Here is a 26,528-nt window from a genome sequence, read left to right as displayed (position 1 = left end):
AGGTAACAGCATGTGTATTTGGTGCTGATATGGGGATATCTAAGTGAGACTTTAAAAATAAAAAGCCCGCAATAAGCGGGCTTTACTGTTAATCAAAGCGTGAGTTTAACGATTGAAACCTAAGCTTGTTAAGCGCTCTTCACTTTCCAATTAACTTCTTCACCAGCAAAGAAGGGCACGATAGGGTTACCGTTTGGCAAGATGATTTCGCTCGGAACAGTCCATTTCTCTTTCACTAGCGTTACCGTGCTGGTGTTGCGCGCAAGGCCATAGAAGTCAGGACCATGCTTACTGGCAAAGCCTTCAAGCTTATCTAGTGCACCTAAGTCATCAAAGACCTGTGCATATAGCTCTAATGCACTCCACGCGCTGTAACAACCGGCGCAGCCACAAGCTGATTCTTTGCGGTGCTTCTCGTGCGGCGCAGAGTCGGTGCCTAAGAAGAACTTACTTGATCCTGTTGCAACCGCAGCGCGAAGCGCCTCTTGGTGGGTGCTGCGCTTAAGGACTGGCAAGCAGAAGTTATGTGGGCGCACGCCACCAACAAGCAGGTCATTACGGTTAAGCAATAAATGCTGCGGGGTAATCGTTGCCGCCACATTGTCTGCTGCTGACATAACAAAGTCAGCCGCCTCTTTAGTGGTGATGTGCTCAAATACCACTTTTAGGCTTGGGAAAGAGGCAACGATGCGCGCAAGGTAGCGCTCAATAAATATGGCTTCACGGTCGAAAATATCGATATGCGATTCAGTGACTTCACCGTGTACCAATAGCAACATACCGTGCTTAGCCATGGCTTCAAACACAGGGAACAGCGCATCAAGCGTTTTGACTGCTGCGTCTGAGTTGGTGGTTGCACCAGCTGGGTAAAGCTTTGCTGCAACAACGCCGGCAGCTTTAGCATCAATGATGTCTTGCTCTGTAGTGTTGTTGGTCAAGAAGATGGTCATTAGCGGCTCAAAAGTCGAACCTGCAGGGCGCGCAGCCAAAATACGTTCACGATACTCAGTTACCATCTTGGCATCAGTGACAGGTGGCAAAAGGTTAGGCATTACGATTGCACGTTGGAACAAGCGAGCAGTTGCTGGAACGGTTTCTTGCAACATATCGCCATCGCGAAAATGAAGGTGCCAATCGTCAGGGGTAAGTAGGGTGATCTGCGTCATTATAGGTTCCTAAGCGTTTACGACAAAGTATTAGGCTTTTTTATAAGCGCTGTATTGTGCCTGAAATTGCATGAGCTTAATAGCTTGAACCTTAACTAACCCTGCTTTAATCCGTGCTAAATATTCATAGCTGACACTAAGCGCGATGACTCAGGAGTAATATTTCAGATAGTGCTTGTGCTATTTTTGTTGCTTGCGATAATTCCCCGCTCTTTCTATCTGAAATAAGCTGGTATGCGTTTAGACAAATTTATCTGTAAAAGTACCGAACTGACTCGCAAGCAGGCTAGCGAGTGTATCGAGCGCGCTGAAATTAGCGTCAATGGTAAATGGGTCACAGATGTTGGCTTTCAGGTACATGAAAGCAATGCCATCTTGTTTCAAGGGCAGAGGTTGGTTGCACGGCCGTCGCGCTATATTATGCTACATAAGCCAATCCATACCTTAAGCTCGAATGTTGATGGCGATTATCCAAGCCTGTTTAACTGTATTAAGCTCGAAAGAGTGGAAGATTTACACATTGTAGGTAGGCTTGATGCCGACACGACAGGCTTAGTGCTACTGACCGATGACGGTCGTTGGTCGTTTGATATTATCAGACCCGACAAACAGTGTGAAAAGACCTACCGAGTGACCTTAAGAGACCCGGTTGCCGAAGACGTTGCTGAAAAGTTTATACAGGGTGTGCAATTGCAAAATGAAAAGGCACTAACACTCCCTGCGAAGCTTGAGATAGTCACGCCTAAAGAGGTGTTACTCACCATTACCGAGGGCAAGTATCATCAGGTGAAGCGGATGTTTGCCGCTGTGGGTAATCGCGTCAACGGCTTGCATCGTGAGCAGATAGGCGAGCTTAAACTCGATGTTGAGCTGGGGCTGTGGCGCTATCTGAGCGAGATTGAAGTTAAGCAATTGTCGACACCAACGCCGACACGGCCCTTAAAGGAATCGTCAGCTAAGTAACCACTCGGCTCAAACTTAAACTCAAACTCAAACTCAAACTCAAACTCAAACTCAAACTCAAACTCAAACTCAAACTCAAACTCACTCGGCACTTGCTTCATTTGGCGATTAGTCAGTCCAGTGCAGTACATTGTGAATGATTGACCAACGCGGCTCTACTTTTTTAGCGCCTTTACCTAGCATCCAATAATCGTAAATAGCTGCTTGGGTACCATCAACTTTACGTAAGCGCTGCCAATTATTGATGTAGTTGAGCAGCGACTGGTTATATTGTGCGACTGCGTACGCCACAGGATAATGTGTTTTATTTTCCAGCAGTGCAATACCGTAGCCCGGGAAGAACAAGGTCCAGGCAGAGCCTGCCTGAGCACTGATCACTACCGCATCATATTTGTGTTTTTTCTGCCTAAAGAAGTCTTTGTAGCCTTCAATTTTTACAAACTTGAGCTTGGGGGCGAAACGCTTAGCCTCTTCGATAGCGTCGCTATGTTCAACATAAGCTATGGTCATGCCCTGCATCTCTTTAATTTTTTCGTTACTTTTAAAGTCGTTCACCAAATAGTCTTTAGTCGCTATAGCAAGGTTAAGCTCCAGCACTGGGTTAGCGTAACTTAAGGCATCCATCTGCTCGATGTCCATGGCAAGGCCTGACATGGCAATATCAAAAAAACCCGCTTTTAGAGAGGCGACCAGTTGGTCTTTTTTAAAGGGAATAAATTCAATTTTCACCTTTAAGTCTTCTGCAAGTTTCGTCGCCATAGCGGTATCAAACCCGACTAAGTGTCCAGCATTGTTGTAATAACTAAAGGGCACGTTACTAGGGATATAACCTACGCGTATGGTGCCTGCATTTCTAATCGCTTGTACGCTTCTAATGGGTGTGGTGGGTGTTTGCCCAACAATGGGGAATTGCTTCTTTACCTTTGTAGGCACTTTATCGGCAACCTGCATGTTGGCGATAACGCCACTGGTGATCTCTGGACTATGAATAAACATCCCCATGCCGACGCGGCAAACTAATAAGGTTGCAAACACACTGATAGCAATGCCTAAACTCATCTTCAATAGTTGCGGCGGGCGTATTTTTAGTGACTTTTGAAACAGCGATGCGGTTAATAAGGTGAGTGCAAACAGATTCATTACCGCCGCAATCGAGTTAAATTTACCTGTGATAAAGCCAGACATCACGAATAGCTGAAACAGATCGGCAGGCAGTTTCACTAAATCGAGCATAAATGGAATTGCCACATAGACACTGCCAAATAGTGCTAATAGCCCACTGAACGATAACGATGGAATGTTGGCAATATCCACGGGAGTACCATTAAACCAGCCAGCAAAATAGACGAACATAATAACGGTGAGCTTACCGATGTTAGGGAAGGTAAAGGCAATAGGCACCAAAATTTCAATCAAGGTTGCCCCGTCTTCACATAAGTCATCGTGCTCGCGCATCACCTGCTTACACTCTTCAACAATCACCGGGATTACGATGAAGATGTTACCGGTAGCAAAAGCGGTGACTAGGCTAGATCTAGAAATGCGCAGAGCTTGAGCAAAGGTAATGGGCGTCAGTGATGCCACAATCCAGGGCAATACCCAAAATGTGAGTAGCAAACACAGCACAAAGTAGCTGATAAGGTAAACCTGCATACTGGCAAACTCATCGACTCCCATGGTGCCTGCTGCCGAGGCCGACATAGCAAAAATACCGATAGGTAGAATTTTCACTAGACCTTGAGTAATGCGCGAAAAAATTTCTGAGCTGGTATGCATAAAGGTCAGTATTTGCTGCTTATGCTCGCCTTGCATGCCGATAAGCGCAAGCCCCATAGCGATGCTAAATACCACCATGGCAGGCACATAACCATCAGCCATGGACTCAAAGGGGTTAGAGGGAATATACAGCTTGAAATAATCGATTGGTGTAACAGGTTCAATGCTGCTGGTACTAAAGAAGGAGGCCGATTCGATAACAGGGAAAGACAGCGGCATTAAAGCAATCATTACAATCGCTAATAGCCAAAGCAGCAACATGATAAGACCGGCGCGGCTAAAAATAAGTTTGGCTGTGTTTTTTTGCAGTTTACCAATACCGCCAACGAGTGACACAACGATATAGGGCAGTACCGTCATCTGCATCAGCAAGATCACCCCTGTGCCTATGGTCGCCATCCAAGCGATGGATTCCCCGAAAAACAGCCCCACGGCAAAACCAACAAACATGGCCACTAACATCTGGGTTGAGCTGGACATTGCAAGAGCTTTCTTTAGCACGCACATCACCTAAGTAGTTTGAGATCCCAGTGGAAAGATTTTTAGCACAGTTAAAAAGAAGCGTTAACTGTGACTGGGAAATGTTATTTATTATAAGTTCGGTATTGGTTTACTTTAAAGCAATAAATTTAAAACTTGGGCATAAAGGTTAACATTAGCAGCGGGTTAAGTGTTTAGCCGCTAAGTCGATAAATGCCCTGACTTTAGGCGATAAGTGTTTACGGCTCGGGTAAACGACAAAAACATCGATATCGGAATTAGGAAAGTGTTCAAATAAAATCTCTAGCTGATCACTTTCAAGCGCATCTCGCATATAGAAACTCGGTAAACGAGTGATGCCATGACCCGCCAGTGCCATATCCAGCTGCATATCACCATTGTTGCAGAGTATTTTTGGGCGAATATCAACGACAAAATGTTTGCCGTCATGATCAATATAATCCCAGCGGCTTGGCTGCTTATGATTGGAGTAGCAGATGCCGTAGTGTGTTTCTAATTCTCTGGGATGGTGGGGTTTTCCGTGGCGTGAAATATACGCTTTCGACGCCACAGTGTAGGCTTTGCAGCTATAAAGTTTGCGGCAAATAAGGCTCGACTCTTCAAGGTGTGCTGATGCTCTAATAGCTAAATCATAACCGTCGGCAATCACATCGGTGCGTTTATCGCTTAAATCTAAGTCTAAACTTACATTGGGGTATCGCTGCAGGTATTCAGAAATAATAGGCTTAAGGTAGTTTTGCGCAAAGCCGACCGGGCAACTTAATTTAAGTACACCGCGGGGGCTGACATCATGTTGAGTGACCAAGCCCACCGCCTGTTCGGCATCAATTATTAACTGTAAGCACTGCTGATAGTAAGCCTCTCCCTCGGGTGTTAAGCCGATAGAGCGGGTGGTTCTATTGAGTAGCCTGACCCCAAGTCGAGCTTCAAGCTTATTGACCTCTTTACTCACATAAGAGGTAGAGTGACCTAAAGCCTCTGCCGCGGCTGAGAAGCCAGCACTTTTTACGACTTGGACAAATATTACAATTCCATCAAATAGCTTATTTATAGTCATATTCATCCCTTGATTAATAGCTATATGGAAATAGTGATTATCTTTTGAGGTTATTAATCTTTATTTGTCATCAATATACACTGCTCTACATCGAGTTGTCGTTCTAAACTTAACCTTTGCTTAATTGTGAGCACGGTACTTGAACCCAACGCATTTTGCAGAGTTAACTGCAGTCACTGAATATGAGAGTCCTATTATGAAACTATTAGCCTTCGCAGCCAGCAGCAGCACTAAGTCAATTAACAAGCAACTTGCAACCTATGCAGCATCATTAGTGCAGGGAGCTGAGGTTGAAATTCTTGATATTAACGATTATGAGATGCCACTTTTTAGTCAGGACCGAGAAGAAGAGCTTGGTCACCCAGAGCTGGCGCAGCAGTTTTTTGCCAAGATTGGTGAAGCCGATGCCATTATTATCTCTTTTGCTGAGCATAATGGTTCATACACTGCCGCTTATAAAAACCTGTTTGACTGGACATCACGTATCGACATGAAAGTGTTTCAAAACAAGCCAATGCTATTACTTGCTACCTCTCCTGGGCCGGGCGGTGCATCAAGCGTATTAGCTGCAGCTTCAGGATCTGCGCCATACTTTGCTGCAGATGTCAGGGCAACGCTCTCAGTGCCAAGCTTTTTTGATAACTTCGATATGGAAACGCAAGTGTTGAGAAATCCTGAACTTGTAGCGGCGTTGAAAGAAGCGGTCGTTTTATTGAAATAAGTTAAAGTTTAAATAAGCTAAGGTTTAGATAAACAAGGGTTGAGGTTTGACCTATTGATATCATTATTTTTTTACCGATAAAAGCGCCAGCTGCTGGCGCTTTTATCGGTTTAGCTATTTTTTATCACATCACATGTATATCGCGAGATTCTTTATCAGAGCTCGTTTAAGTGATAGCCGCTTGTTTAAGGCGTAACTTTGATGCGCTCAACGTCAGTCGCTGGTGGATCAATCATAAAGTCAAGCTGTACCTTTGCCTGTTTAAGGCCTTTACTGCTTTCACTGTACTGCCACTGCTTAAGTGCCGTTGTCGCAGAGCTATCAAATACCCCTTCAGGTGATGACTTAACAACGCTGACATTGCTAACCGCACCACTTGGGCTGATATCAAACTGTAAGACAACAAAACCACTTTGGTGAGCGTTAGCAGCTTCAATAGGATACTTAGGCTCGATACGGGTTGTTGGGTGAACAGCGTCATGGTTGTGATCGCCGGCTTGCACCTGCTGATTGAGCAGCAAGCCACTGATCCCTAATGCGATAGTCAAACCGATAATGGCAAAACCGCTCTGACCTTGTTGAAATGTCTTCATTTGCATAATACGCTCCTTGAGTATGTTTTTATTTCCATAATGTGTGTGTAGCAGGCCATGATGAGCTTGCTGGGAGTAGGCTAACAGCACTTGGCTATAGCTGATTCTTTGTTGTTTATTCAATGATTGAGTGACAAAGGCATCACAGGCTAACTCTTGATCATCTCGAAATCGTCGATAAGCGAGCCAACAAATAGGGTTAAACCAGAACAGGCTGAGTGCGCTGTAAGCCAATAAATTACTGAACAGATCTCGGCGCTGGTGGTGGTATTGCTCATGGGCGATAATCGATTGCTGCTCATCGGCGTTAAGTTGAATAAAATTAGAGGGCAGTATGATTTTCGGGTTAAGGACCCCGACGAGCATTGGTGATTGCACATTGGGGTGGCTATAGCTCGGTAAGTTGGCGCCAGTGTGATTGACTCTAGTCGCAGTGCTTAATAAGCGCGTTAACGTAATCGCTTGTAGGCTGAGCAGAGTCACCATAGCCGCAATGCCGACTAACCATATCGACAGTGCAATCTTGGCGTAATCGCTGGTTTGAACTGTAGCCATAGTTTTGCTAGCGATAACGCTATAGTGAGCGAATTGTTCTGCTTGGGCTGCAGCAAGAGTGTAGGGCATGCTTGTGATTAACGCAGAGCTTATCAGCAGAGCGGGGACAGCTAACCATAGCTGGTAGGTTTTACGGGCCCCCAATCGCTGCTGTAAAAAGCGGTGTCCTATTAATAAGCCACCGCAAATCAGGCTGAGTAATAGGGTTTGCTGTGCCATCCATAGCATCATGATTTGTTGTCCTTTTGCCAGGTGTCAATCAGTTGTTGTAACTCGGCGACATCATCGGCGCTGAGTTTGTTTTGTTTTGCGAAACCAGCCACTAAGGGAGCAACGCGACCAGAGAACAAGCGCTCAATAAAAGATTCGCTTTCTTTGAGCTGGTATTCACTCTGTTCGATGAGCGGGAAGTAGAGGTAAGAGCGTCCCTGCTTGTCAAATCCAATGGCTTGCTTTTTTACCAGACGATTGAGTAATGTTTTTATGGTTTTCTCGTGCCAGTCATTAGTGCGAGATAATTCACTGATCACATCACTGGCGCTAATCGGCGAAGATTGCCAAAGAATATTAAGCACACACAGCTCGGCATTACTGATTTCTTTCATAGCAAATCCTTGTTAATAAGCTCTCTTTCATGGTTATCCTTGCCTCATTATTGTTACGATTACAGCTGTAATGTATATTTAAGATTACAAATGTAATCGAATTGTGCAAGAGTTATTTTGTATAAATCTTGAACTATATAAGCCGTGTTTATATAAGTAATTGTTTAATAAGTGTTGTACCGCGTGGGTATCACTGAAAATGTCAGAGTGTTTAGCCGAAATGAATTTTTAAGTACCACTTTGATACATGCGCAGATAGAATACTGCTCACAACGTGCCCTCAACAAGGATAGTAAAGGTATGACGTCATACTTTCCTCGTATAAATTGTGCCCTGATGAGCACCGTTTTATTCACTTTTCCTGTGTACAGTTTAAGCAATGAAGCTATTAAGGTAGAAGTTGATAAAACACCCCAACAGCTAGCTATATTTAGCCAAACTTTTAATTTCAGTTTACCGCTAGACTGGAAGTTGGCTTTTACCAATCAGCAAGATGACATGTTCTCCGCCGAGTTCGTGCCAGCATCTCAAACGTTACAAACTTGGTCATCAATGTTGTGTGTGCAAGGCTTTAAAGGGCTGACAGAAGACATTAGCCCACAAGCATTTTTACAGACAATGGCTGAAGTCTATTTTGAAAGTTGCCAAGGCGAATCGGTATTTGAAGCGTTAGCGAGCGAGCCGCTCAATGATCATCAAACAGCCAGTGCGATTATAGGCTGTACTAACATGCCTAACTCTCATATTAATTCGGTACAAGGCATTGCTTACGGTAAGGTGCTCACCCAAGGTGAGATTGGCCATTACACCGCAGTGAGAGGCGAGCAGGATCTGTATTTAATTCATAAATCGATTCGAGGTGAGGTTTTTACGAAAGAAAATCCACCCATCAAAGCGCAAAATTATCAAGAATTCCTATCGACGATTATGCCCTTAAGCCTTTATTAATGTATTAAGAAAGTACAGAGAGTTGGTGTTAAGTTGTTGATTTTAATCTTGATGTGTTTTTTAGTGTACGAGGGTGAATATTCTTCGTCTTTGTGACGGCGTTTAAATTGTGCTTAGGTTAGACATTTAACCGTATAGACGTCTATAATGCGCGCACTCTCAACAGTGGTGTTTTTTCACTCTTGAGCGCAAACTCATGTTATTAAAAGCATGCTATTAGAAAAAATACAATTTCAGTCAACTTTATTGGTGCCTCAGGTTACGGCGTAACTTAGGGATAATCGGGAAGTCAGTTAAATTCTGACACTGCCCCCGCAACGGTGAATGGTGAGAGACAAGTGCGCCTTAATGGATAGGTGTTGAAAGCTTGTATTCGGGTATTAATACGTTAATACAGAACCTAAGTCCGGAGACCGGCCAACAAAGTGATTTCGATGATTTCGGCGGGCAGATCTCGAAATGCGGCATTTTACGAGCAAGACAAAGAGTGGAATTTTCCATTTATTTGGTCGTGTCACCGTGACGTATTTGCCCCGTTTTCCTTTAGGAGTCAAAGGTAAAATGGGAACACAACCATCAAAAATTGCACTGCTAGTTAGCAGTCTTATCAGTTTATCCACATTCTCGGCAGTCGCCGAGGACGGCAATTCAAACGCTGTTAACGTCGATGAAACGATTACCGTAACCGGTTCACGTTTTGATAGAACGGCCCTGCAGCAGTTAACGGTTATCAATACCGTTGAGCGTGAAGAGATTGCACGCCTTAACCCCAAATCTGTTGCAGACGTTTTAGAAACACTGCCCGGTGTTAGTGTTTCGCGTAATGGCGGTGCGGGGCAGGCCACTTCAATTAGTATTCGTGGTAGTAATTCAAACCATGTGTTAGTGCTGATTGATGGTGTGAAGGTCGGCTCTGCAACATTAGGTACCGTTAGCTTTAACACCTTATCACCTGAAAATATTGAGCGAATCGAAGTATTAAAAGGGCCGCGAGCGTCAGTGTGGGGCAGCGATGCCATTGGCGGCGTCATTCAAATATTTACCCGTCAGCTGAAAGGCGGTGAGTGGTTTGCGGGAGCCGAATACGGCACTAACGATTATATACGTGGTTCATTTGGCGCAGGCATGACACATGGGAACGGCAATACCACACTGAGCGTAAACCACGAACAATCTGACGGTTATGATGTGTATAACGGCGCTGAAGTTGAAAATGACGATGATGGCTACAAGCGCAATGCACTTTCTTTGATAGGCTCGCAGCAAATTAATCAAAATTGGCAAGCATTATGGAATGGCATGTACGACAAGGGAAATACTCAATATGATGATATCTACGCCTCAGGTTCGGCGGATGAGTCAGATTATGAGAACTACCTCTGGAACTTAGCAACACAATACACTAATGACAGATTTACCAGTAAGTTAGCCTTGAGCCAATCTCGCGACTATAACGAGAACTTCCGTGGTGATGATGCCAGTGTGGCCATTTCTGAGTTTGAAACTAAGCGCGACCAGATCAACTGGAGTAACCAATACTTAGCGGCAAATGAACTGACGTTAACGGGCGGCATCGATTGGTCAAATGAGTCTGTTAAGGGCGATTATGCCCAAGATGAGCGTGATATTTTTGCTGCATACGGGCTAGTTGAAAAGCAGTGGGAGCATTTACTCGCAGAAGTGGCTGTGCGTTATGATGACGTAGAAAATGTCGATAGTGAAGTGTCTTATAATGCCAGCCTTGGTTATCAGTTTAACGACCAATGGCGACTCGCTGCGACAACGGGCACGGCCTTTAAAGCACCGACCTTTAACGACCTTTATTGGCCGGATTCGGGTAATGCTGAGCTCATCTCTGAAACTTCACAAAGTTATGATTTAACGTTGCATTTTAATGCTAAAGATATCCGTGCTTATGTCAGTGTATTTAAAAATAGCATTGATAACTTGATTGCTTGGGCGCCTACGGGAGAAAAAGATGATTACGGTTGGGATATCTGGAAGCCAGCCAATATCAATAATGCCGAGATTAGTGGTATCGAAGTGTCGGCAAACTATCAGTTGTTCAGCCTTGAGCATCAGCTCGGTTATACCTATCTGGATGCGGAGAATAAACAAACTGGTGAGCAGCTAGTCGGTCGCAGCGAGAATGAGTTTAACTATATGTTGAGCTATAGCTGGGAGCGTGTTGATGTGTTGGCTAACTACCATTACCAAGGTAAGCGCTATGCTGGGTACGATCAGTTCTTGGATGCTTATCATAAGCTGGACTTGAGTCTTGGTTATCAGCTCGATGATGCATGGAGCCTGCGTTTAAAAGCTAACAACCTGTTTGACGCAGAGATTATCTCAGATCAAAACTACTTTAGCCCAGGCAGAGAGTTGTTCTTGAGCGTCAGTTATCAAGCGTTCTAGAGCCGCAGATAAAAGCGAATATTAAGCCAGAACTTGTGTCTGGCTTTTTTTATGTTATTTTTTGAAGAAACCATCAGCCGAAAGTTTATTAATGAAACCTTTATTGATGCGTAACTGCGTTAGTCGATTGATCGTGATTTCAGCGTTACTGTTATTACAGGCATGCTCTGGTGCAAGCATTCCCCCATTACCCGGTAACGCACGGGTTTTAGCTTTTGGCGATAGTCTCACCTACGGTGTAGGCGCCTCTGAGGGGATGGATTACCCAAGTCAGCTTGCAACAATAAGTGGCTTTGAGGTGATTAATGCCGGGGTGTCGGGTGAGACAACTACGGCGGGGGTATCGCGTTTAGGACCATTACTCGATAAATACTCGCCAGAGTTATTAGTCTTGCTTGAAGGCGGCAATGATTTTTTGAGAAATCATTCTATTACCAGGACTAAGTCGAATTTGGCCGCCATGATTGAAATGGCGCAATCGAAGCAGATCCCCGTTTTATTGGTTGCTGTACCGCAAAAAAGTCTATTTCTATCGGTATCGCCGATTTATGAGGAGCTTGCAGAGCAATATCAACTGGTTTTAGTCGAAGATGCCTTGAGTGATTTATTAAAAAGCCCAAGTAAAAAGTCAGATGCAATACATTTGAATGATGAGGGCTATTTAGTACTCGCTAATGCTATTTTTAACTCTATTTAACAATTAGTTATGTTTGAATTGCTCGTTGGTTTTCACAGCGCCATCGAGCAGATGTTTGAGTGGTATCAGTAAAACAGTGTTGGTTGATCCACAAATTTATACAATGGAGTTAAATTATTGCTCCGCAGACGGCAGAAACTTGATAAGGTAGTCGCTTATATGGCTTAACCTATAGCGTACTATTGTGGGTTAATTTGCACATAATTTAGTCCATACAATTATTTAATAATAATAAGGTTTAACGTTTCGCATGACAGATCTTGAGCAGCAAGTATTTACTCAAGTACGTGCCATTATCAGCAATGAAGAGCAGGTAATTGGTCGTAGAGGGATCCTTATCCCATTGAAAAAAGCTATTATTGCAGACGGTGATATTCGTAATGTTATTGATATCGTCTCATCAGATCCTGCTTTATCGGCCCACCTGCTTTGGCGTAGTAACAGCGCTGATCACTCAACGCCTCAATCGAGTAAAAATCGCTCATTGAAAGATGCGTTAGTGCGCTTAGGGCAAGTCAATATCTATCGCTATGCATTTACTTTTTATCTAAAAGAGCGTTTAGATGAATTGAATGAGCCTTATAAAAAGCTGGTATACGGCTATTGGGCACTGACGGAAGCGATTGCAGTGGATGCGATTGATCAGCTGTATCAAATGGAGGGTCTACAGATAAACCCTGACGAGGTGCAAACCTTGGCATTATTTAGTGTATTTGGTGACATTATTGCACTGACTGCATTTGCGTACCTGAACTCAGAGGGTGAGCAAAACTACCCGATTAGCGCCCTAAAATCGGTGATTGAAGGCCAGCAAAAAACATTAACCCTTGAAGCATTCGAGTCGTTAGGTTTAGACGAAGATCTACGTGAAGAGTTTTTAATCGCACATAATTTACGTCAGACTCATAATGTAAATTCTCCTGGATTAGTATTGAGGCGTGTATTGGCAAAAAGAGGCTTATTGCTTAAACCAATATGAGCGTTCAATAAAAAGCCTGCAATAAGCAGGCTTTTTCATCTGTAAAATGCACTAGATTAATTTCTGTTTGGCTAAGCCTTCTTTGGCGACCAACTCTAGCCAATGTTGAGCTAGACGCGCATTGGCTCCATTGCGACGATACGCACCAAACAATGGGCGTTTTAGGCCTTCAGGCCCAAGCTTTACACTCGTTAGGCTAAGTCCATGTGCTTCGCTAATAGACCAACTCGGCAGTGCGGCTATACCGTCTTTACAGGCGATACGCTGAAGTAACATCATGGTTAAATCACACTTCACCTGAGGGCCAGCTTTTATGCCCGCAGGCTCTAAGAAATGGCGATATATATCTAAACGCTCAAGTGAAACCGGATAACTTAAAATCGATAAGTTCTCTAATTGTTTTGGTGTGACATATTCTTGCTGCGCCAGAGGATGATCGCTGGCAACAACTAACCTAACTTCAAAATCAAATAGATGCTGATAAGCAATTGACTGGCCGGGTACCGGATCTGAGGTCAAAACCACATCTAACTCGCCAATTTCTAATGCGTTCAAAGAGTCGAACAGATGACGACTTGATAGGTCGAGATCGGCCTGTGGATATTGTTGTCTAAACTCTTCCATTACAGGCATTAACCAGCGGAAGCAGCTGTGGCATTCGATGCCGACGCCTAAATGATTGTCTCCATCGGCCAAACCTTTCTTTAAGTCAACTTCAGTCTCGATCACTTTTGGCAGAATATCTTCAGCAAGGTTGAGTAATCTCGCGCCTTCTTGCGTGAAAGAGAGGGGCTTACTCTTACGCACAAAAATAGCTGAGTTAATTCGAGTCTCTAACTCCTTGATCTGATGCGACAGTGCTGACTGAGTGACGAAGCGTTTTTTTGCCGCCCCAGCGAGGCTGCCGCTTTCTTTTAGGGCAACTAACGTACGTAAATGTCTAAGCTCTATCATTTTATCCTCACATGAAATTCGTTCATGTTGCGCTTGAATTCGTTTCGATTGCGAATACATAGGCTAACACAATAAACTTCTAGACGTCCAGACGCCCGTTGTTATGTTTAGTTTTATGAAATTCAGACGGGCGCTAACTCTGAATTTTGCTCATCTTAACACCAAAAGGTATACAATATGCAATTAAATAGTTTGGGATTTCCACGAATTGGTCGTTTACGAGAACTAAAATTTGCCTTAGAGAAGTATTGGCGTGGTGAAATTGAGCAGTCTCAGTTACTTGATATTGCCAAAGAATTACGCCAAAGCCATTGGCAGTGGCAAGCCGATGCTGGGGTAGCGTTATTACCCGTTGGTGATTTTGCTTTCTATGATCAGGTGTTAACCCTAAGCGCGACGTTAGATGCAATCCCCGCTCGTCATCGTGGCGATACTGCAACAGATATTGATACCTTATTTCGTGTCGGACGTGGCCGTGCACCGACAGGCATTGATGCGCCAGCCGCTGAAATGACTAAGTTTTTCAATAGCAATTATCACTATATCGTGCCCGAACTCAGCGCAGACCAAAGCTTTGATATTGGCTATGAGCAGTTATTTGATGAAGTGACAGAGGCACAGGCCTTAGGTTATAAGGCCAAACCCGTTATTCTCGGGCCGGTTTCTTTTCTCTATTTGTCTAAAACGGTGGGTTCAAATTTCGACAAGCTAAGCTTGCTACCTGCATTGATTGAGGCATATCACAAGATCCTTGCCCGCTTCGAAAGCCAAGGTGTTGAGTGGATCCAGTTAGATGAACCTATCTTGGCTCTAGAGTTAGCAAGTGACTGGCAAGCCGCAATTAGCCTGACTTATGCTGACTTGGCTCAAAGCAAGCTCAAGATCTTGCTGGCCAGTTATTATGGCAGTATTGAACATCATCATCAGCTGGTGTCGTCGCTTGCGGTTGCTGGTTTACATTTAGATCTTGTCACAGCACCAGAGCAATTAAACGCCTTTGCAGCGACCTTAAAGCAAGAGCAAATATTATCGGCGGGGGTGATTAATGGCCGCAATGTGTGGGCGGCTGAGCTTGATAACTTAGCTGAGCAACTATCGAGTGTTGCTCGAGATCTTAAGCAGCGTTTATGGTTATCCCCCTCGTGTTCGTTATTGCACAGCCCGGTGGATTTAGAGGTAGAAACAGGGCTCGCGCCAGCACTAAAGCTGCAATTATCTTTTGCTAAGCAAAAGTTGGCAGAACTCAATAAGCTCAAAGTCTTGCTAACCGAGCCAAATTCGGCAGACGCCCACGCCATTATTAGTGAGTGCCAAGCAAGACGCGGTGCCCGTGCCAAAGCCGCTAATCAAGAGGTGATAGCCAGAGTCGAGGCATTGACCGAGGATGATTATCTGCGTGATGATGTATTTGCTGTAAGGCAAGCAGCGCAAAAGCAAAAGTATCGTTTACCGCTATTGCCAACCACCACTATAGGTAGCTTCCCACAAACCCCTGCAATTCGTGGCCTGCGCAGTCGCTGGCGCAAAGGTGAAATTAGTGTAGAACACTATAATGAGCAGTTGCGCCAAGTAACCAGAGACACTATCGAACGTCAGTTAAAGCTCGATATTGATGTGCTGGTTCATGGTGAAGCTGAACGCAACGACATGGTTGAATATTTTGGCGAGCAGCTAGAGGGTGTTGGCTTTACTCAGTTTGGTTGGGTGCAAAGTTATGGCTCTCGCTGCGTTAAACCACCACTTATTTATGGTGATGTAGCGCGTCCGCTGGCAATGACTGTTGAGTGGGCAGAGTTTGCCCAAAGCCTAACGGAAAAGCCAGTTAAAGGCATGTTAACGGGGCCTGTCACCATCTTGCATTGGTCTTTCGCTCGTGAAGATATCAGCCGTGAGCAGATTGCCATTCAGATAGGCTTAGCGATTCGAGATGAGGTGGTCGAACTGCAAAATGCGGGTATTGGTATTATACAAATTGATGAGCCCGCTTTTCGTGAGGGCTTACCGTTGAAAAAGAGCGATTGGCAGCATTATTTAGATTGGGCTGTTAACGCCTTTAAACTGAGTGCCGCAGGAGTGACTAACGAAACCCAAATTCACACTCACATGTGTTACAGCGAATTTAACGAGACCATTGGCGCAATTGCTGCGATGGACGCTGATGTGATCACTATTGAGACCTCACGGTCTAGAATGGAGTTGTTAAGCGCGTTTGAAGATTTTAACTACCCAAATGAAATTGGTCCGGGTGTTTACGATATTCACTCGCCAAATACGCCAACGGTTGATGAAATCGTCAGTTTGATGGAAAAGGCTGCCAGTAAAATCGCTATTGAACAGTTGTGGGTTAACCCAGATTGTGGGTTAAAAACACGTACTTGGGATGAAGTTGAACCAGCATTGGTTAATCTTGTTGAGGCGACGAAGATTTTGCGGCGCAAATTAGGCTAGCGCTATTCCCCTAGTGAGTTAATTAAGCAAACGAGCTAAAGCATTACCCGTCTAACGGCGCTTTAGCTCGTCATTGGCTCATCATTGGCTCGTCATTGGCTCATCATTGGCTCGTCATTGGCTCATCATTGGCTCGTCATTAGCTCGTCATTAGCTCGTCATTAGCTGATAGTTTGCTCGTTATTAGCTGATAGTTTGCTCGGCGTCAGCATTCGTTTGCCTAGTGTGTTGCCTGTAATGCTTGGTGATTAAAGGGCGACGCTGCCAGAGTGAGTGCTGTGATGAACTATTTGTTTACTTATCCGGTCTTATAGAGTCATATTCATTTTACTGCCGCAATATGATGCGGATAATGCTGAGCGCTATGACCGAAAAGAAAGCGACCGAAAAGAAAATGACAGAAAAACAATCGGCAGAAAAGCTACCGACAGAAAAACAATCGCCAGAAAAAAAGCCGAGATTGAAGCACCGTATTGGTGGTTGGATTAAGCAGTTATTGATTTTGCTTATCATGCTGAGCGCCGTAGCTTGGGTCATGGATAAGTGGCGTAGTAGAAACTTAGAGGTCAATGATTTTCCGGTGATTAGTGGTGTTGCTATCACAGGCGAGAAGATTAACGTATCGACGCTTAGTACCGATGGGCCCGTTTTGGTGTATTTCTGGGGTACATGGTGTCCTATTTGCCGTTCGGTAAGCCCATCTGTTGAGGCTATTTCGGCTTATTTCCCAGTGGTGAGTGTGGCCATTGCATCGGGCACTAATCGTGAGATAAATGATTATATGCAGGAACATGATTATCACTTTCCTGTGATTAATGATGCTGATAATCGCAGTGCCCAAGACTGGTCGGTACATGTTACACCGACTCTGATTATCATCAATGAAGGCAAAGTGGTGTCTTATACCACCGGCTTTACTAGTTTACCAGGTATGTGGTGGCGGATGTTATTGGGTTAAAGTGAGCTAAGACAAACTGACATAATAAGCCGCATATCATTCGCGTATGTGGCTTATTACTTTTAGATAGCGATTAGCTATTGCTTATAGCTTTAGCGACTTGAGTAAGTAATCAATAAAGGCGCGGATCACCGGTCTCATATGTTTGCCACCACTGTATAGCGCGTAGATATCACCGCTGGATTGCTCTGACAAAGAAGGCGTCCATTCGGGGAGACAGCGCACTAAGCTGCCATCTTCGATTAAGTCATCCATCATCCAACTTGATAGCAACACGATACCGCCATGATGAATCGCGGCCTCTAAAATGGGCGTGCCGCCTCTTGAGGTTAAATTACCCTGTACAGGGACTTTTTTATATTGCTTGGCTTTACGAAAGTGCCAATAGGTGCGCTGCCGATCGCGGTCGAGTAACAGGCAGTTATGTTGCTGCAGGTCTTCTGGTTTTTTGGGTGTACCAAATTGGGCTAAATAGCGAGGGCTAGCGCAGAGTGAGGTTTGGTTAGGCATCAGCATTCTGGCATGCAGACTGGAGTCGGCTGGGCTACCAATACGAATTGCGATATCAATGTTTTCTGAATGCAAATCAACAAGCTGATTATCTAAATCAATCTCAATCTTTACCTTAGGATATTGAGCTAAAAAGCCTGGCAGAATAGGGCACACCTTAACCCTGCCAAAGCCTTCAAATACCGAAATTCTTAACACACCTTCTGGCTGCAGTTCTTGCTGCGACAAAGAGGCCTTAAGTGACTCCTCATCGCTAACAAGTTTGCGTGCACCAGTGAGAAACTGCTCTCCGGCCTCGGTCAGTAACAATTGTCGAGTGCTGCGCTTTAATAGCACGGCATTAAAGTCTTGCTCGAGGTTATCGATGTTACGGGCGACGCTAGAAGGCGCCATATTGAGCACCTCTGCTGCTTTGGAAAAGCTACCTAGCTCGACGACTTTGATGAAGATCCGCATTGCACCTAGCATGATTAACCTTAAATTTGCTTTTGCGTTTTATGCAAAGGTAAAGCAGTTTTTGTCTGTATTCCAGCTTTTTTGTATGTGTGGATAATAGTTGCTGTTCTAACAACTAATTCAAATTGCTATTCAATCCATAAGAGGTGAAATATGACTCAATCGACTAATCAAAGGCTTTCAATTACTGCGGCACTAGATAGTGCAGAGATAAGCAGCGGTGTAATGAGCTGCATGCTAAAGACTGAGCGCTATGTCAATAATTGCAGTATTGAGCATACGTTGTTGGGGCTTATTCGTTACCGCGTGTCACTAATTAATGGCTGTGCATATTGTATCGATATGCATTTTAAAGAAGGCCTTGCAGCCGGTGAAACCGCTCAACGATTAACATCATTAACTATCTGGCGAGAAACGCCTTATTTCACCGATAGAGAGCGTGCGCTATTGAATTGGACTGAGGCATTAACCGATTTACCTCATGCTGGCGTAACCCATGAGGAGACGCGTTTAGTTGATGCCACTAGCAGCTTAAAGGCTTATTTCTCTGATAAAGAGATCAGTGAGCTGACATTAGTGGTGATCCAGGTAAATGCGTGGAACCGTCTAGCGAAAACGTTCGACTTTGGTGTGGGTAGCTTTGAAGTGAGCAATTAGCTATGCCTCAAGGGTAAAGGATGGTGGCTCTTTAACCAGCCAACCTTGGATGTTGTTCTATACTGACTAAGGTTATTATTTTCATCATCGTTGGGGTTACTATGAGCCATACCTATAAGATTATCGAACTAACAGGATCATCTCCCATTAGCTCTGATGAGGCCATCAAGAATGCGATTGCTGCGGCCAATGAATCATTGAAACATCTGAGGTGGTTTCAGGTGATTGAAACTCGCGGCCACCTTGAAGAGGGGCTAGTGGCGCACTGGCAGGTAACAATCAAAGTCGGCTTTACCTTGGATCCAAAGGCATAGTGTTAAAGTAAAACGTTAAGGCTTAAATTAACACTAGAGCAAGTGAGCGTCACGGCAAACACAAGCGCTGATAGCCCTTAAGCGTCTCTAGGCAAGCCCTTTTCTATACAGCGGATCACTCTTTGCGTTTTGCGACTCAGGTTTGTATTAGCTTGGTTTGTATTAGCTTGGTTTGTACTCGCTAGTTTTTTACACGTTTGAGCTTCATCAATAGGCGCAGCTTCAGGCTGAATTTGTTCATTTTTGCTCAGCGCTGTATGTTGTTTTAAGGCTTGTTCTGCAAGCGCCCAGTCGATATGTTCTATTACCATCTCATCGGTTTCGTTCGATAGTTTACGAGCCTTAAGCGCTGCGATAATCGCTTCACTGTGGGGCGCATTACCCAGCGCAACGGCGATATTTCTAAGCCAACGTGCATGGCCAACCCGGCGAATCGGGCTACCTTCAGTTAACTTTAAAAATTCAGCTTCGCTCCACGCAAACAGTTCAAGTAGCTGTGGCTGCTTAAGTGAGGGGCGAGTATGAAAGTCGCTTTCATCTGTTATAGGCGCCTTGGTGTTGACTGGGCAGACGAGCTGGCAATCATCACAGCCGTAGATGCGGTTACCAATAGCTTGTCTAAACTCTACTGGAATGGCGCCTTGTAGCTCAATGGTTAAGTAAGAGATACAGCGGCTACCGTCAACAAGGTAGGGCTCAATAATCGCATTGGTTGGGCAAGATTTAATGCACGCTACGCACGTGTTGCAGCCTTCACTAATAGGAATGTCGACGGGCAAAGGCAGGTCGATTAATAGTTCACCCAAGAAGAACCAGCTGCCCGCGTCTTGGTTGAGTAACAAGCTGTGTTTACCTGTCCAGCCAAGGCCAGCCTTATCGGCGAGAGGGCGCTCTAAGATAGGGGCTGAGTCAACGAAAGGGCGAGAGTTTGGCTTGCTAACGCCTAACTCTGTTAACTCGGCTTCGATTCTATCACCCAGCTTTTTAAGGCGGTTACGGATCATCTTGTGATAATCACGTCCGCCAGCATAACGCGAGATATAGCCAAGATTAGGATCTTTAAGGTTAACCGCAAAACCGGCTTCGGGCGGTAGATAGTTCATGCGAGCGGAAATAACTCGCTTAGTGCCGGGGTGAAGTTCATAAGGTCTAGCGCGCATCATGCCGTGATTGGCCATGTAACTCATGTCACCATGATAGCCCTTGTCTAACCACTGCTGTAATTTTGGCTCTTCAGCGCTCAAGTCTGTATCGCAAATACCGATTTGAGCAAAGCCTAGCTCTTTACCCCATATTTTAATATTAAGGGCTAATTCGCCGAGCTGAGTGGGCGTTAAGGTGTCGATTGCAGCAAGTTGTGAAGGAGAGTCAGACATAGACCTATTAACGGCGAAAAGTAACGGCTTAAAGTAAGCGCTAATGATAGCAGTTATTGAGAGTAAATAGGTATCCTGAGATGTTATTGGACTCTTATTCGACTCTCAGTGGGCTACCCCATTCTAGCTTGATTACGGCCTTCGCTCTTAGCTAGATAGAGTGCATCATCGGCGCGTTTTAGCTGCTGCGACAGCTTGTCGTCGCTTGAACTTAAGCTGGCAACGCCGGCGCTGATGGTCATGCTAAAGCCCTGCGGGAACTGACTAAAGCTGCTATTACAGACGGTTCGCACTAAGGCTTGCGCTATTTTGTAGGCCTGCGACTTGTCGGTATCAGGCAGGATAATCAAAAACTCTTCCCCGCCGACACGCGCGGTTTGATGCTCTGGGGCGAGGGCGCTGCGGCAGATCTCGGCGAGCTGCTTGAGCGCGTGGTCACCCACTTCGTGGCCAAAGTTATCGTTAATCAGTTTAAAGTTATCCACATCAAAGGCTATGACAGAAAGCGGACTCTGTATTGTTCGCGCAGCTTCAAAGCACTTTTGTGCTTTGCCAAAGATGTCGCGGCGATTGGGGAGTTGGGTCAGATCATCGGTGAGCGCTAGAGCTGACAACAATTTGTTTTTCTGGATCTGCTTGTAAGCAAACACCGACACCATCAGCATCAAAAAGCCGCCTAGCAAGATGATGATCCATTGCTGGAGCTCGTTTTGCTCCAACATGGCCAGCTCTAGCTCTCTGAGCTTTTGGTTTTCGATGAGATGATGGTTTTCTTGCTCTATTTGATCGGCATTGAACCGTGTGCGCATTTCAGTGGTATAGCTCGATAGCTGTTTGGCATCAAGCTCGTTATGGATAGTCATGTACTCCGCAAGGGCGAGGTAAGCTTGTTTCCAGTTATTTTGGCTGAGAAATATTTGGCTTTCGACCAACTGCAGTTGTGCTAAGCCACGTATATTTTTTATTCGTTTAAAGGCACTACGCGCCAGTGCTATGTTTTCATGGGCCTGGGATAATTGACCATCGGCTAAATCCACTTGAGCCAGAAATAGATGCATGAAGCTGAAGAAACCTTCATCAGATGGCAAAATAAAAGGTTTAGCTTCAATTAAATATCGCTTAGCTTCATCAAACTCACCGAGTTTGATGAGGGTGCCTGCAATGTTAACCGCGACGGTTGCCTGCTCGAGTTCGCGCCCTTTAGCTTTCCAGTACCAGTAACTCTCCTCAAACAGTTTCTTGGCATGTACTAAATTTCCTAGCTCTTCTTCGGCAATGGCGATAGAAACCGTAGCCGCATTAGCGCTATCAAAATCTTCATTCTTGATATAGTTTTTTTTAAGTTTTTTAAAGTAGCGAATGGCATTTTTCTGATCGCCAAAGCGGCGATAGCTAGTGGCAATTTCGTACAGGTTAATACTGACCCAAGCGGGTAAGTTAAGACTTTTATAGAGGGATTGTGAGGTGATTAAGTCTTCTAGCCCCTGGGTAAAGTTACCTTGATAAGAGTGAAGGTAACCGCGCATACCTCTGGCATCGGCAATGAGGCGTAAGTTCTCAAGTGCATAAGCTTGATTGATCGCCTTGTTGTAGCCTTGCAGCGCTAGCTCAACATTGCCGTCTTGCTCGGTATACCAGGCCAGGCAGAGTTCTAAATCCAGCTTGTCGTTAGGAAAGCGAGCTAAATCAGGGTGGATAAGGGCATGCTGAGCAAATGCTAACGCTTTGGCAACCTCTCCCTCTTTAAATACATTAAATGACCAGCACTGCGCTCGGGTTAAGCGCATCTGTCTTGGAATATCATCTTTAGCGATGAGGCTTTCAAGCTCGACGATATAAGCGAGGTGAACTTCATTTTTATTAACGGTGCCACTATCGAGTAGTGTAAAAATCGCATCGGCTTTTTCTGCATTGCTTTGCTCAACATAGCTGTGCTCGGCATAGTTCTGCTCGGCATAGTTCTGCTCGGCATAGCCGAAAACACTCACACAAAGTAAGCTTAAAAACAGAATGAGTTTTATTAATAAAAACGGTTTGGGCATTTAGCGCTTTCTTAGCATTAAAGTCATTGATAATCATGCACAAGCATACACGATAAAATATATATTTTAGTTATTTTTTAACAGAATCAATCATGGCTAATTATCAAATGCCTCTTTTAATGCATTGCTTAGTTATGGCGTGTGATTGCATCTCTAACAGTCGAATGCCGGCTTAGCTAGCATTATTGGCGAGGATAGGGGCTGCAACTGGGACGGCTACTGGGGCTGTTACTTGGACGGGGATTTCAGGGGCGAGGCCTGCTATTAGACATAGCAGGCCTTAGGTATATGGCTAATAAGCAGCAGTGCCTAGTTGCTTAGCACATTTTAACTTGGTCTCGCCCCTCTTTTTTGGCTAAGTAAAGCGCGTCATCGGCACGTTTTAGTAGCAGTGACAGCTTATCGTCACTCTCGCGAAGCGTCGAAACGCCAGCACTGATAGTAATCGCGAAGTCCGGCGGGAATGAACTAAAATCCGCACTGCGTACTTGGTTAACCAAGTCTTGGGCAACCTTAAATGCCTGCGCTTTGTCGGTATCAGGCAGAAGGATAAGGAACTCTTCGCCGCCGATTCGCGCCGCTTCATATTTTGTGCCGAGGACTTTTCTACAGGTATCAGCCAGTAGCTTTAAGGTGACGTCTCCGACTTCGTGGCCGTATTTGTCATTAATGCGTTTAAAGTAATCAGCATCGAAGCTAATCAAAGACAAAGGCTGTTTAGTTTTCATTGCTCGTTCAAAACAGTGCTGGGCCTGAGTGTAAATGTAACGTCGGTTAGGCAGCTGAGTGAGATCGTCTGTGAGCGCTAACACAGACAATAATCGATTCTTTTGTATTTGCTTATAGGTGAAAGCTGACACGATAATCAAGATTATGCTGCCCATAAAAATGATAATCCATTGCTGCGCCTCATTTTGTTCCAGCATCGCCAACTCAAGTTCTTTGAGTTTATGGTTTTCAATTAAGTGACGATTTTCCTCCTCTATTTGTTCAGCATTAAAGCGAGTTCGCATCTCTGTGTTGTAGCGAGAGAATATTTTTTTATCGAGCTCCATATGAAGCTCCATATATTTGTGTAGCGATCGGTAGGCTGCTTGCCAATCGTACTGCTTAAGAAATATTTGGCTTTCTACCAGTTGCAGCTGCACCAGACCCCGCAAGCTTTTGACTCGCTGAAAGGCTTGTCGAGCTAACTGTATGCTGTTGTGAGCTTGGGAAAATTGCCCTTGCGCCAAGTAAACCTGAGCATAAAACAACTGCATATAATTATAAAACCCTGACGCAGATGGAGTGATAGCGTGGGCGGCCTCGTCTAAATACTGGCGGGCTAAGTTGATCTCTCCTAATTTGATTAAGCTTCCCGCCATATTAACGGCTACGCCTGCTTTTTTGAACGCTTCACCTTTGCTATCCCAGTAGTGGTAACTTTCTAAAAACAGCTTTTTAGCCTCAGCAAAATTATTCGCTTCTTCTTCTGCGATGGCAATTGATGAGCTCACAACATTGGCTTTATCAAACTGCTCGTTATCAATGTGGCTCTCACGTAATTGGTTGAAATAGCGAATGGCATTGTCTTGATCACCTAAACGGCGATAGATGGTCGCGATCTCGTATAGGCTGTGTTGTACCCAGGTTGTGACATTGAGACTTTTATAAAGGGTTTTAGCAGTCATTAAGTCTTCTAGCCCCAAGGTGTAGTTACCTTGGAGGGATGCTAAAAATCCGCGCATCATGCGCACGTCAGCCATCAGGCGTAAATTTTCAAGCTTATAGGCTTCATTTATGAGTCGATTATAATAGGTGGTGGCGGTGTCAACATCGCCTCTTTGCTCTGAAAACCAAGCGTAGCATAGCTCTAAATCCAATTTGTCTTCGGGAAAGTTGGCTAACTCTGGTCGGGTTAGGGCCTTGTTAGCGAATAACAGAGCCTGGGCTGTCTCAGCATCATCATTCATGTTAAACGACCAGCAGGTGGCGCGAGTTAAACGCAACTGCCTAGCAATGTCATTTTTAGGCACTAACGATGTGAGTTCATCTAGGTATTGTTTTCTCTCGGCGTTATTCTCAACGACGCCGCTATCGAACATATCAAATAGCTTGTCAGCTTGAATTATATCGATTTCAGTAGCAATAACGGGGTGGCTTACAGAGAGTAAGCTTAGGGTGAGCATAAAAATAGGTAACAGAGTCAGCTTGTTCATTGAGATTTATTTTATGTATTAAAGTCCTTTATATTCATGCGGTAGGATACATGATGGTAACGGAGTTTCACTAAACTTAAATTGTTAGTAAGCGCAAATAGATCACACCTTAGACAAGTTTTTGCATTTGTGCTGAGCAGCCTGTATAACAACGGCCTTAAAATAGTTCGTCAATAAGGTCATAAGGATGAGAACAGTCTTTGCTTGTTTACTGTTGCTGGCAAGTGGGTCAACGTTTGCAGCATCTGATTTAGAAAAGTCAGGTGATGTATTGCACCTATTAATTCCTGCCGCAGCATTGGGCACAAGCCTTATTTATGAAGACGACTTTGAGGGCGCATGGCAGCTAGCCAAAACGGGCATAGTGTCACGTTTAGTCGTGGAAGGCCTTAAGTACAGCGTTGATAAAGACCGCCCCGATGGCTCAGGCGATGACTCGTTTCCATCAGGGCACACCGCCGACAGTTTTGCCGCGGCAACCTTTGTGCAGCAAAGATACGGTTGGCAGTGGGCTATACCTGCCTATATAGGTGCGACTTACGTAGGCTATACCCGCGTAGAAAGCGACAAGCACCATGTAGAAGACGTATTAGCTGGCGCCGCAATAGGCATATTATCAGGCCTATACTTTACCGACCCATATAAAGGCATCACCATCACGCCAGTGGTTGGCAATGGTCATTACGGCCTATATGTTAGCGGTAAGTTCTAGCGTGAATGAATAGAAGCAGTTTGTAGAAACAATTTTTAGCGATATCTGTAGAGAGAAAGAAATGACTGAAGTAACAGCAGCGTACAAAGAACGCGCCGAGCAAGTAGCATTAAACGTGTGCAACACAGTAATGCCGATGAGCGACATTCCAGAGGGCTTGTTCGAAGCCTATGCAAACCTTTGCAATGAGCTAATTGAAGATACCGATCTTAAGTTCAGCGCAGGTTGGGATGCACTACCTGCGAGCGCCAAGAACCTATTGCCGAAAGAAGACTTCCACGGTTTTTACATTGCTAACGCTTGGTTTCAACTTAGCCGCGTTGCGCAAGATATTGCCGAGATGGCTGAGACTGACGATGAGATTGCCGAGAAAGAATATAACGGTATTTTCACTCGCTTAGCTGACGCATCGCTTAAAGAGAGTGTTCGCAAGCTTAAGAAAGCCCGAACGGATCGCTCAATGCTGTATAGCATTAAGACAGTGATTGCTGGCAAATAGTTGGTTTAGCTTTTTGCTAAAAAGTTAGTTTAAAAAGGCTATTTTCAAGAGGCTATGGGAGTTTTCCCATAGCCTTTTTTGTTGTTTTTGAATGGTGGTTATTCTTTTAGAACCTAGGACCTAGGACCTAGAACCAGCGAGGCTACGTAAACTTATTTAAGCACTGCTTGAAATCAACCATTAGTGGTTCCAATGGCCTGCGGCCAGCGTATGTGCAGATACTGCCGTGACACGCTGCAAGCACATCGGACCTCCAAGGATGGAGGAAATGCCAAATTCTGTATGGAACAGAATTGGCCATGTGAGCTTAACGAAAACAAACAACTTCCATGTTTAAAAGCCAGTTCGGCATATATGGACCCATCCAGTTTGCAAGATGTTTGATATCAATTTTGAGAAGAGTTCATTGCACCCATATATTCGGC

The 26,528-nt window shown here is 44.7% G+C and carries 22 protein-coding genes and 1 riboswitch; of the genes, 12 read left to right on the top strand and 10 right to left on the bottom strand.

Annotated features, from left to right (window positions below):
- Window positions 1–128: 128 nt before the first annotated feature.
- Window positions 129–1,166 carry a dihydroorotase gene (pyrC, locus tag ACVBIL_RS13170; RefSeq protein ID WP_447167429.1) on the bottom strand — a complete coding sequence of 346 codons (1,038 nt, stop codon included), beginning with the start codon at window positions 1,164–1,166 and terminating at the stop codon, window positions 129–131.
- Window positions 1,167–1,400: 234 nt separating this feature from the next.
- On the opposite strand from pyrC, the gene ACVBIL_RS13165 reads away from it, so the two are divergent.
- The gene (locus tag ACVBIL_RS13165; RefSeq protein WP_447167428.1) at window positions 1,401–2,129 is read left to right on the top strand and encodes a pseudouridine synthase; all 729 of its coding nucleotides are present in this window, start codon (window positions 1,401–1,403) and stop codon (window positions 2,127–2,129) included.
- A gap of 108 nt (window positions 2,130–2,237) precedes the next feature.
- Here ACVBIL_RS13165 and ACVBIL_RS13160 read toward each other — a convergent pair whose 3' ends face one another.
- Window positions 2,238–4,385 (bottom strand): cation:dicarboxylate symporter family transporter, encoded by a 2,148-nt coding sequence (locus tag ACVBIL_RS13160; RefSeq protein ID WP_447167427.1) that lies wholly within the window; start codon window positions 4,383–4,385, stop codon window positions 2,238–2,240.
- 175 nt (window positions 4,386–4,560) lie between these two features.
- On the bottom strand, window positions 4,561–5,463 hold the full coding sequence (locus ACVBIL_RS13155) for a LysR family transcriptional regulator (protein ID WP_447163958.1): 903 nt from the start codon (window positions 5,461–5,463) through the stop codon (window positions 4,561–4,563).
- 196 nt (window positions 5,464–5,659) lie between these two features.
- Here ACVBIL_RS13155 and ACVBIL_RS13150 point away from each other — a divergent pair, with 196 nt between their 5' ends.
- Window positions 5,660–6,184 (top strand): NADPH-dependent FMN reductase, encoded by a 525-nt coding sequence (locus ACVBIL_RS13150; RefSeq protein WP_447160725.1) that lies wholly within the window; start codon window positions 5,660–5,662, stop codon window positions 6,182–6,184.
- A 185-nt stretch (window positions 6,185–6,369) separates the two neighbouring features.
- On the opposite strand, the gene ACVBIL_RS13145 is transcribed toward ACVBIL_RS13150, so the two are convergent.
- Window positions 6,370–7,563 (bottom strand): TonB family protein, encoded by a 1,194-nt coding sequence (locus tag ACVBIL_RS13145; protein WP_447167426.1) that lies wholly within the window; start codon window positions 7,561–7,563, stop codon window positions 6,370–6,372.
- Window positions 7,560–7,937 carry a BlaI/MecI/CopY family transcriptional regulator gene (locus ACVBIL_RS13140; protein ID WP_447167425.1) on the bottom strand — a complete coding sequence of 126 codons (378 nt, stop codon included), beginning with the start codon at window positions 7,935–7,937 and terminating at the stop codon, window positions 7,560–7,562. Before ACVBIL_RS13140 ends, ACVBIL_RS13145 begins: the two co-directional genes overlap by 4 nt.
- A gap of 336 nt (window positions 7,938–8,273) precedes the next feature.
- On the opposite strand from ACVBIL_RS13140, the gene ACVBIL_RS13135 reads away from it, so the two are divergent.
- The 4 genes from ACVBIL_RS13135 to ACVBIL_RS13120 all read left to right on the top strand — a co-directional run bounded on the left by ACVBIL_RS13135 (window position 8,274) and on the right by ACVBIL_RS13120 (window position 12,976).
- Window positions 8,274–8,885 carry a hypothetical protein gene (locus ACVBIL_RS13135; RefSeq protein WP_447167424.1) on the top strand — a complete coding sequence of 204 codons (612 nt, stop codon included), beginning with the start codon at window positions 8,274–8,276 and terminating at the stop codon, window positions 8,883–8,885.
- A 230-nt stretch (window positions 8,886–9,115) separates the two neighbouring features.
- Window positions 9,116–9,321: riboswitch (cobalamin riboswitch) on the top strand.
- Between the two features lie 125 nt (window positions 9,322–9,446).
- The gene (locus tag ACVBIL_RS13130; protein WP_447167423.1) at window positions 9,447–11,300 is read left to right on the top strand and encodes a TonB-dependent receptor domain-containing protein; all 1,854 of its coding nucleotides are present in this window, start codon (window positions 9,447–9,449) and stop codon (window positions 11,298–11,300) included.
- 91 nt (window positions 11,301–11,391) lie between these two features.
- Window positions 11,392–11,997 carry a GDSL-type esterase/lipase family protein gene (locus ACVBIL_RS13125; protein ID WP_447167422.1) on the top strand — a complete coding sequence of 202 codons (606 nt, stop codon included), beginning with the start codon at window positions 11,392–11,394 and terminating at the stop codon, window positions 11,995–11,997.
- Between the two features lie 250 nt (window positions 11,998–12,247).
- Entirely contained in the window at window positions 12,248–12,976 is a 729-nt protein-coding gene (locus ACVBIL_RS13120; protein ID WP_447167421.1) for an HDOD domain-containing protein, read from the top strand.
- Between the two features lie 51 nt (window positions 12,977–13,027).
- Here the strand turns inward: ACVBIL_RS13120 and ACVBIL_RS13115 are convergent, their stop codons facing one another.
- Window positions 13,028–13,930: a LysR substrate-binding domain-containing protein gene (locus ACVBIL_RS13115; RefSeq protein WP_447167420.1), complete on the bottom strand. Its 903-nt coding sequence runs from the start codon at window positions 13,928–13,930 to the stop codon at window positions 13,028–13,030.
- 177 nt (window positions 13,931–14,107) lie between these two features.
- Between ACVBIL_RS13115 and metE the strand changes: the two genes are divergently transcribed.
- Window positions 14,108–16,378, top strand: a complete 2,271-nt coding sequence (metE, locus tag ACVBIL_RS13110) for a 5-methyltetrahydropteroyltriglutamate--homocysteine S-methyltransferase (RefSeq protein WP_447167419.1) — start codon at window positions 14,108–14,110, stop codon at window positions 16,376–16,378.
- 364 nt (window positions 16,379–16,742) lie between these two features.
- On the top strand, window positions 16,743–17,336 hold the full coding sequence (locus ACVBIL_RS13105; RefSeq protein WP_447167418.1) for a protein disulfide oxidoreductase: 594 nt from the start codon (window positions 16,743–16,745) through the stop codon (window positions 17,334–17,336).
- Between the two features lie 84 nt (window positions 17,337–17,420).
- Here the strand turns inward: ACVBIL_RS13105 and ACVBIL_RS13100 are convergent, their stop codons facing one another.
- Window positions 17,421–18,314 (bottom strand): LysR family transcriptional regulator, encoded by an 894-nt coding sequence (locus tag ACVBIL_RS13100; RefSeq protein WP_447167417.1) that lies wholly within the window; start codon window positions 18,312–18,314, stop codon window positions 17,421–17,423.
- A gap of 141 nt (window positions 18,315–18,455) precedes the next feature.
- On the opposite strand from ACVBIL_RS13100, the gene ACVBIL_RS13095 reads away from it, so the two are divergent.
- Window positions 18,456–18,959: a carboxymuconolactone decarboxylase family protein gene (locus tag ACVBIL_RS13095; protein ID WP_447167416.1), complete on the top strand. Its 504-nt coding sequence runs from the start codon at window positions 18,456–18,458 to the stop codon at window positions 18,957–18,959.
- 101 nt (window positions 18,960–19,060) lie between these two features.
- Window positions 19,061–19,273 carry a dodecin gene (locus tag ACVBIL_RS13090; protein WP_447167415.1) on the top strand — a complete coding sequence of 71 codons (213 nt, stop codon included), beginning with the start codon at window positions 19,061–19,063 and terminating at the stop codon, window positions 19,271–19,273.
- 77 nt (window positions 19,274–19,350) lie between these two features.
- On the opposite strand, the gene queG is transcribed toward ACVBIL_RS13090, so the two are convergent.
- The 3 genes from queG to ACVBIL_RS13075 all read right to left on the bottom strand — a co-directional run bounded on the left by queG (window position 19,351) and on the right by ACVBIL_RS13075 (window position 24,892).
- Window positions 19,351–20,649, bottom strand: coding sequence for a tRNA epoxyqueuosine(34) reductase QueG (gene queG / locus ACVBIL_RS13085; RefSeq protein ID WP_447167414.1), 1,299 nt, complete (start codon window positions 20,647–20,649; stop codon window positions 19,351–19,353).
- 113 nt (window positions 20,650–20,762) lie between these two features.
- A complete protein-coding gene (locus ACVBIL_RS13080; protein WP_447167413.1) occupies window positions 20,763–22,691 on the bottom strand; it encodes a diguanylate cyclase in 1,929 nt (642 codons plus the stop codon).
- A gap of 317 nt (window positions 22,692–23,008) precedes the next feature.
- Window positions 23,009–24,892 carry a diguanylate cyclase gene (locus tag ACVBIL_RS13075; RefSeq protein ID WP_447167412.1) on the bottom strand — a complete coding sequence of 628 codons (1,884 nt, stop codon included), beginning with the start codon at window positions 24,890–24,892 and terminating at the stop codon, window positions 23,009–23,011.
- A 187-nt stretch (window positions 24,893–25,079) separates the two neighbouring features.
- On the opposite strand from ACVBIL_RS13075, the gene ACVBIL_RS13070 reads away from it, so the two are divergent.
- Both ACVBIL_RS13070 and ACVBIL_RS13065 read left to right on the top strand, forming a co-directional pair.
- Entirely contained in the window at window positions 25,080–25,604 is a 525-nt protein-coding gene (locus ACVBIL_RS13070; RefSeq protein ID WP_447167411.1) for a phosphatase PAP2 family protein, read from the top strand.
- Between the two features lie 61 nt (window positions 25,605–25,665).
- Window positions 25,666–26,103 (top strand): DUF3069 domain-containing protein, encoded by a 438-nt coding sequence (locus tag ACVBIL_RS13065; protein WP_447160739.1) that lies wholly within the window; start codon window positions 25,666–25,668, stop codon window positions 26,101–26,103.
- Window positions 26,104–26,528: the final 425 nt, after the last annotated feature.

This window comes from Shewanella sp. 125m-7 (assembly GCF_052977045.1).
The sequence above is the reverse complement of the archived record's forward strand: the minus strand, read 5'-3'. Positions and strand labels throughout refer to the sequence as shown.

Bases quoted from the DNA above. Each gene is read 5' to 3' on its own strand.
- ACVBIL_RS13160 (WP_447167427.1), bottom strand. From the start codon at position 4,385: ATGTCCAGCTCAACCCAGATGTTAGTGGCCATGTTTGTTGGTTTTGCC.
- metE (WP_447167419.1), top strand. From the start codon at position 14,108: ATGCAATTAAATAGTTTGGGATTTCCACGAATTGGTCGTTTACGAGAA.
- ACVBIL_RS13075 (WP_447167412.1), bottom strand. From the start codon at position 24,892: ATGAACAAGCTGACTCTGTTACCTATTTTTATGCTCACCCTAAGCTTA.
- ACVBIL_RS13080 (WP_447167413.1), bottom strand. From the start codon at position 22,691: ATGCCCAAACCGTTTTTATTAATAAAACTCATTCTGTTTTTAAGCTTA.
- ACVBIL_RS13130 (WP_447167423.1), top strand. From the start codon at position 9,447: ATGGGAACACAACCATCAAAAATTGCACTGCTAGTTAGCAGTCTTATC.
- ACVBIL_RS13120 (WP_447167421.1), top strand. From the start codon at position 12,248: ATGACAGATCTTGAGCAGCAAGTATTTACTCAAGTACGTGCCATTATC.
- ACVBIL_RS13065 (WP_447160739.1), top strand. From the start codon at position 25,666: ATGACTGAAGTAACAGCAGCGTACAAAGAACGCGCCGAGCAAGTAGCA.
- ACVBIL_RS13135 (WP_447167424.1), top strand. From the start codon at position 8,274: ATGAGCACCGTTTTATTCACTTTTCCTGTGTACAGTTTAAGCAATGAA.
- ACVBIL_RS13105 (WP_447167418.1), top strand. From the start codon at position 16,743: ATGACCGAAAAGAAAGCGACCGAAAAGAAAATGACAGAAAAACAATCG.
- ACVBIL_RS13070 (WP_447167411.1), top strand. From the start codon at position 25,080: ATGAGAACAGTCTTTGCTTGTTTACTGTTGCTGGCAAGTGGGTCAACG.
- queG (WP_447167414.1), bottom strand. From the start codon at position 20,649: ATGTCTGACTCTCCTTCACAACTTGCTGCAATCGACACCTTAACGCCC.
- ACVBIL_RS13090 (WP_447167415.1), top strand. From the start codon at position 19,061: ATGAGCCATACCTATAAGATTATCGAACTAACAGGATCATCTCCCATT.
- ACVBIL_RS13115 (WP_447167420.1), bottom strand. From the start codon at position 13,930: ATGATAGAGCTTAGACATTTACGTACGTTAGTTGCCCTAAAAGAAAGC.
- ACVBIL_RS13165 (WP_447167428.1), top strand. From the start codon at position 1,401: ATGCGTTTAGACAAATTTATCTGTAAAAGTACCGAACTGACTCGCAAG.
- ACVBIL_RS13095 (WP_447167416.1), top strand. From the start codon at position 18,456: ATGACTCAATCGACTAATCAAAGGCTTTCAATTACTGCGGCACTAGAT.
- ACVBIL_RS13125 (WP_447167422.1), top strand. From the start codon at position 11,392: ATGAAACCTTTATTGATGCGTAACTGCGTTAGTCGATTGATCGTGATT.
- ACVBIL_RS13145 (WP_447167426.1), bottom strand. From the start codon at position 7,563: ATGATGCTATGGATGGCACAGCAAACCCTATTACTCAGCCTGATTTGC.
- ACVBIL_RS13155 (WP_447163958.1), bottom strand. From the start codon at position 5,463: ATGACTATAAATAAGCTATTTGATGGAATTGTAATATTTGTCCAAGTC.
- ACVBIL_RS13140 (WP_447167425.1), bottom strand. From the start codon at position 7,937: ATGAAAGAAATCAGTAATGCCGAGCTGTGTGTGCTTAATATTCTTTGG.
- ACVBIL_RS13150 (WP_447160725.1), top strand. From the start codon at position 5,660: ATGAAACTATTAGCCTTCGCAGCCAGCAGCAGCACTAAGTCAATTAAC.
- ACVBIL_RS13100 (WP_447167417.1), bottom strand. From the start codon at position 18,314: ATGCTAGGTGCAATGCGGATCTTCATCAAAGTCGTCGAGCTAGGTAGC.
- pyrC (WP_447167429.1), bottom strand. From the start codon at position 1,166: ATGACGCAGATCACCCTACTTACCCCTGACGATTGGCACCTTCATTTT.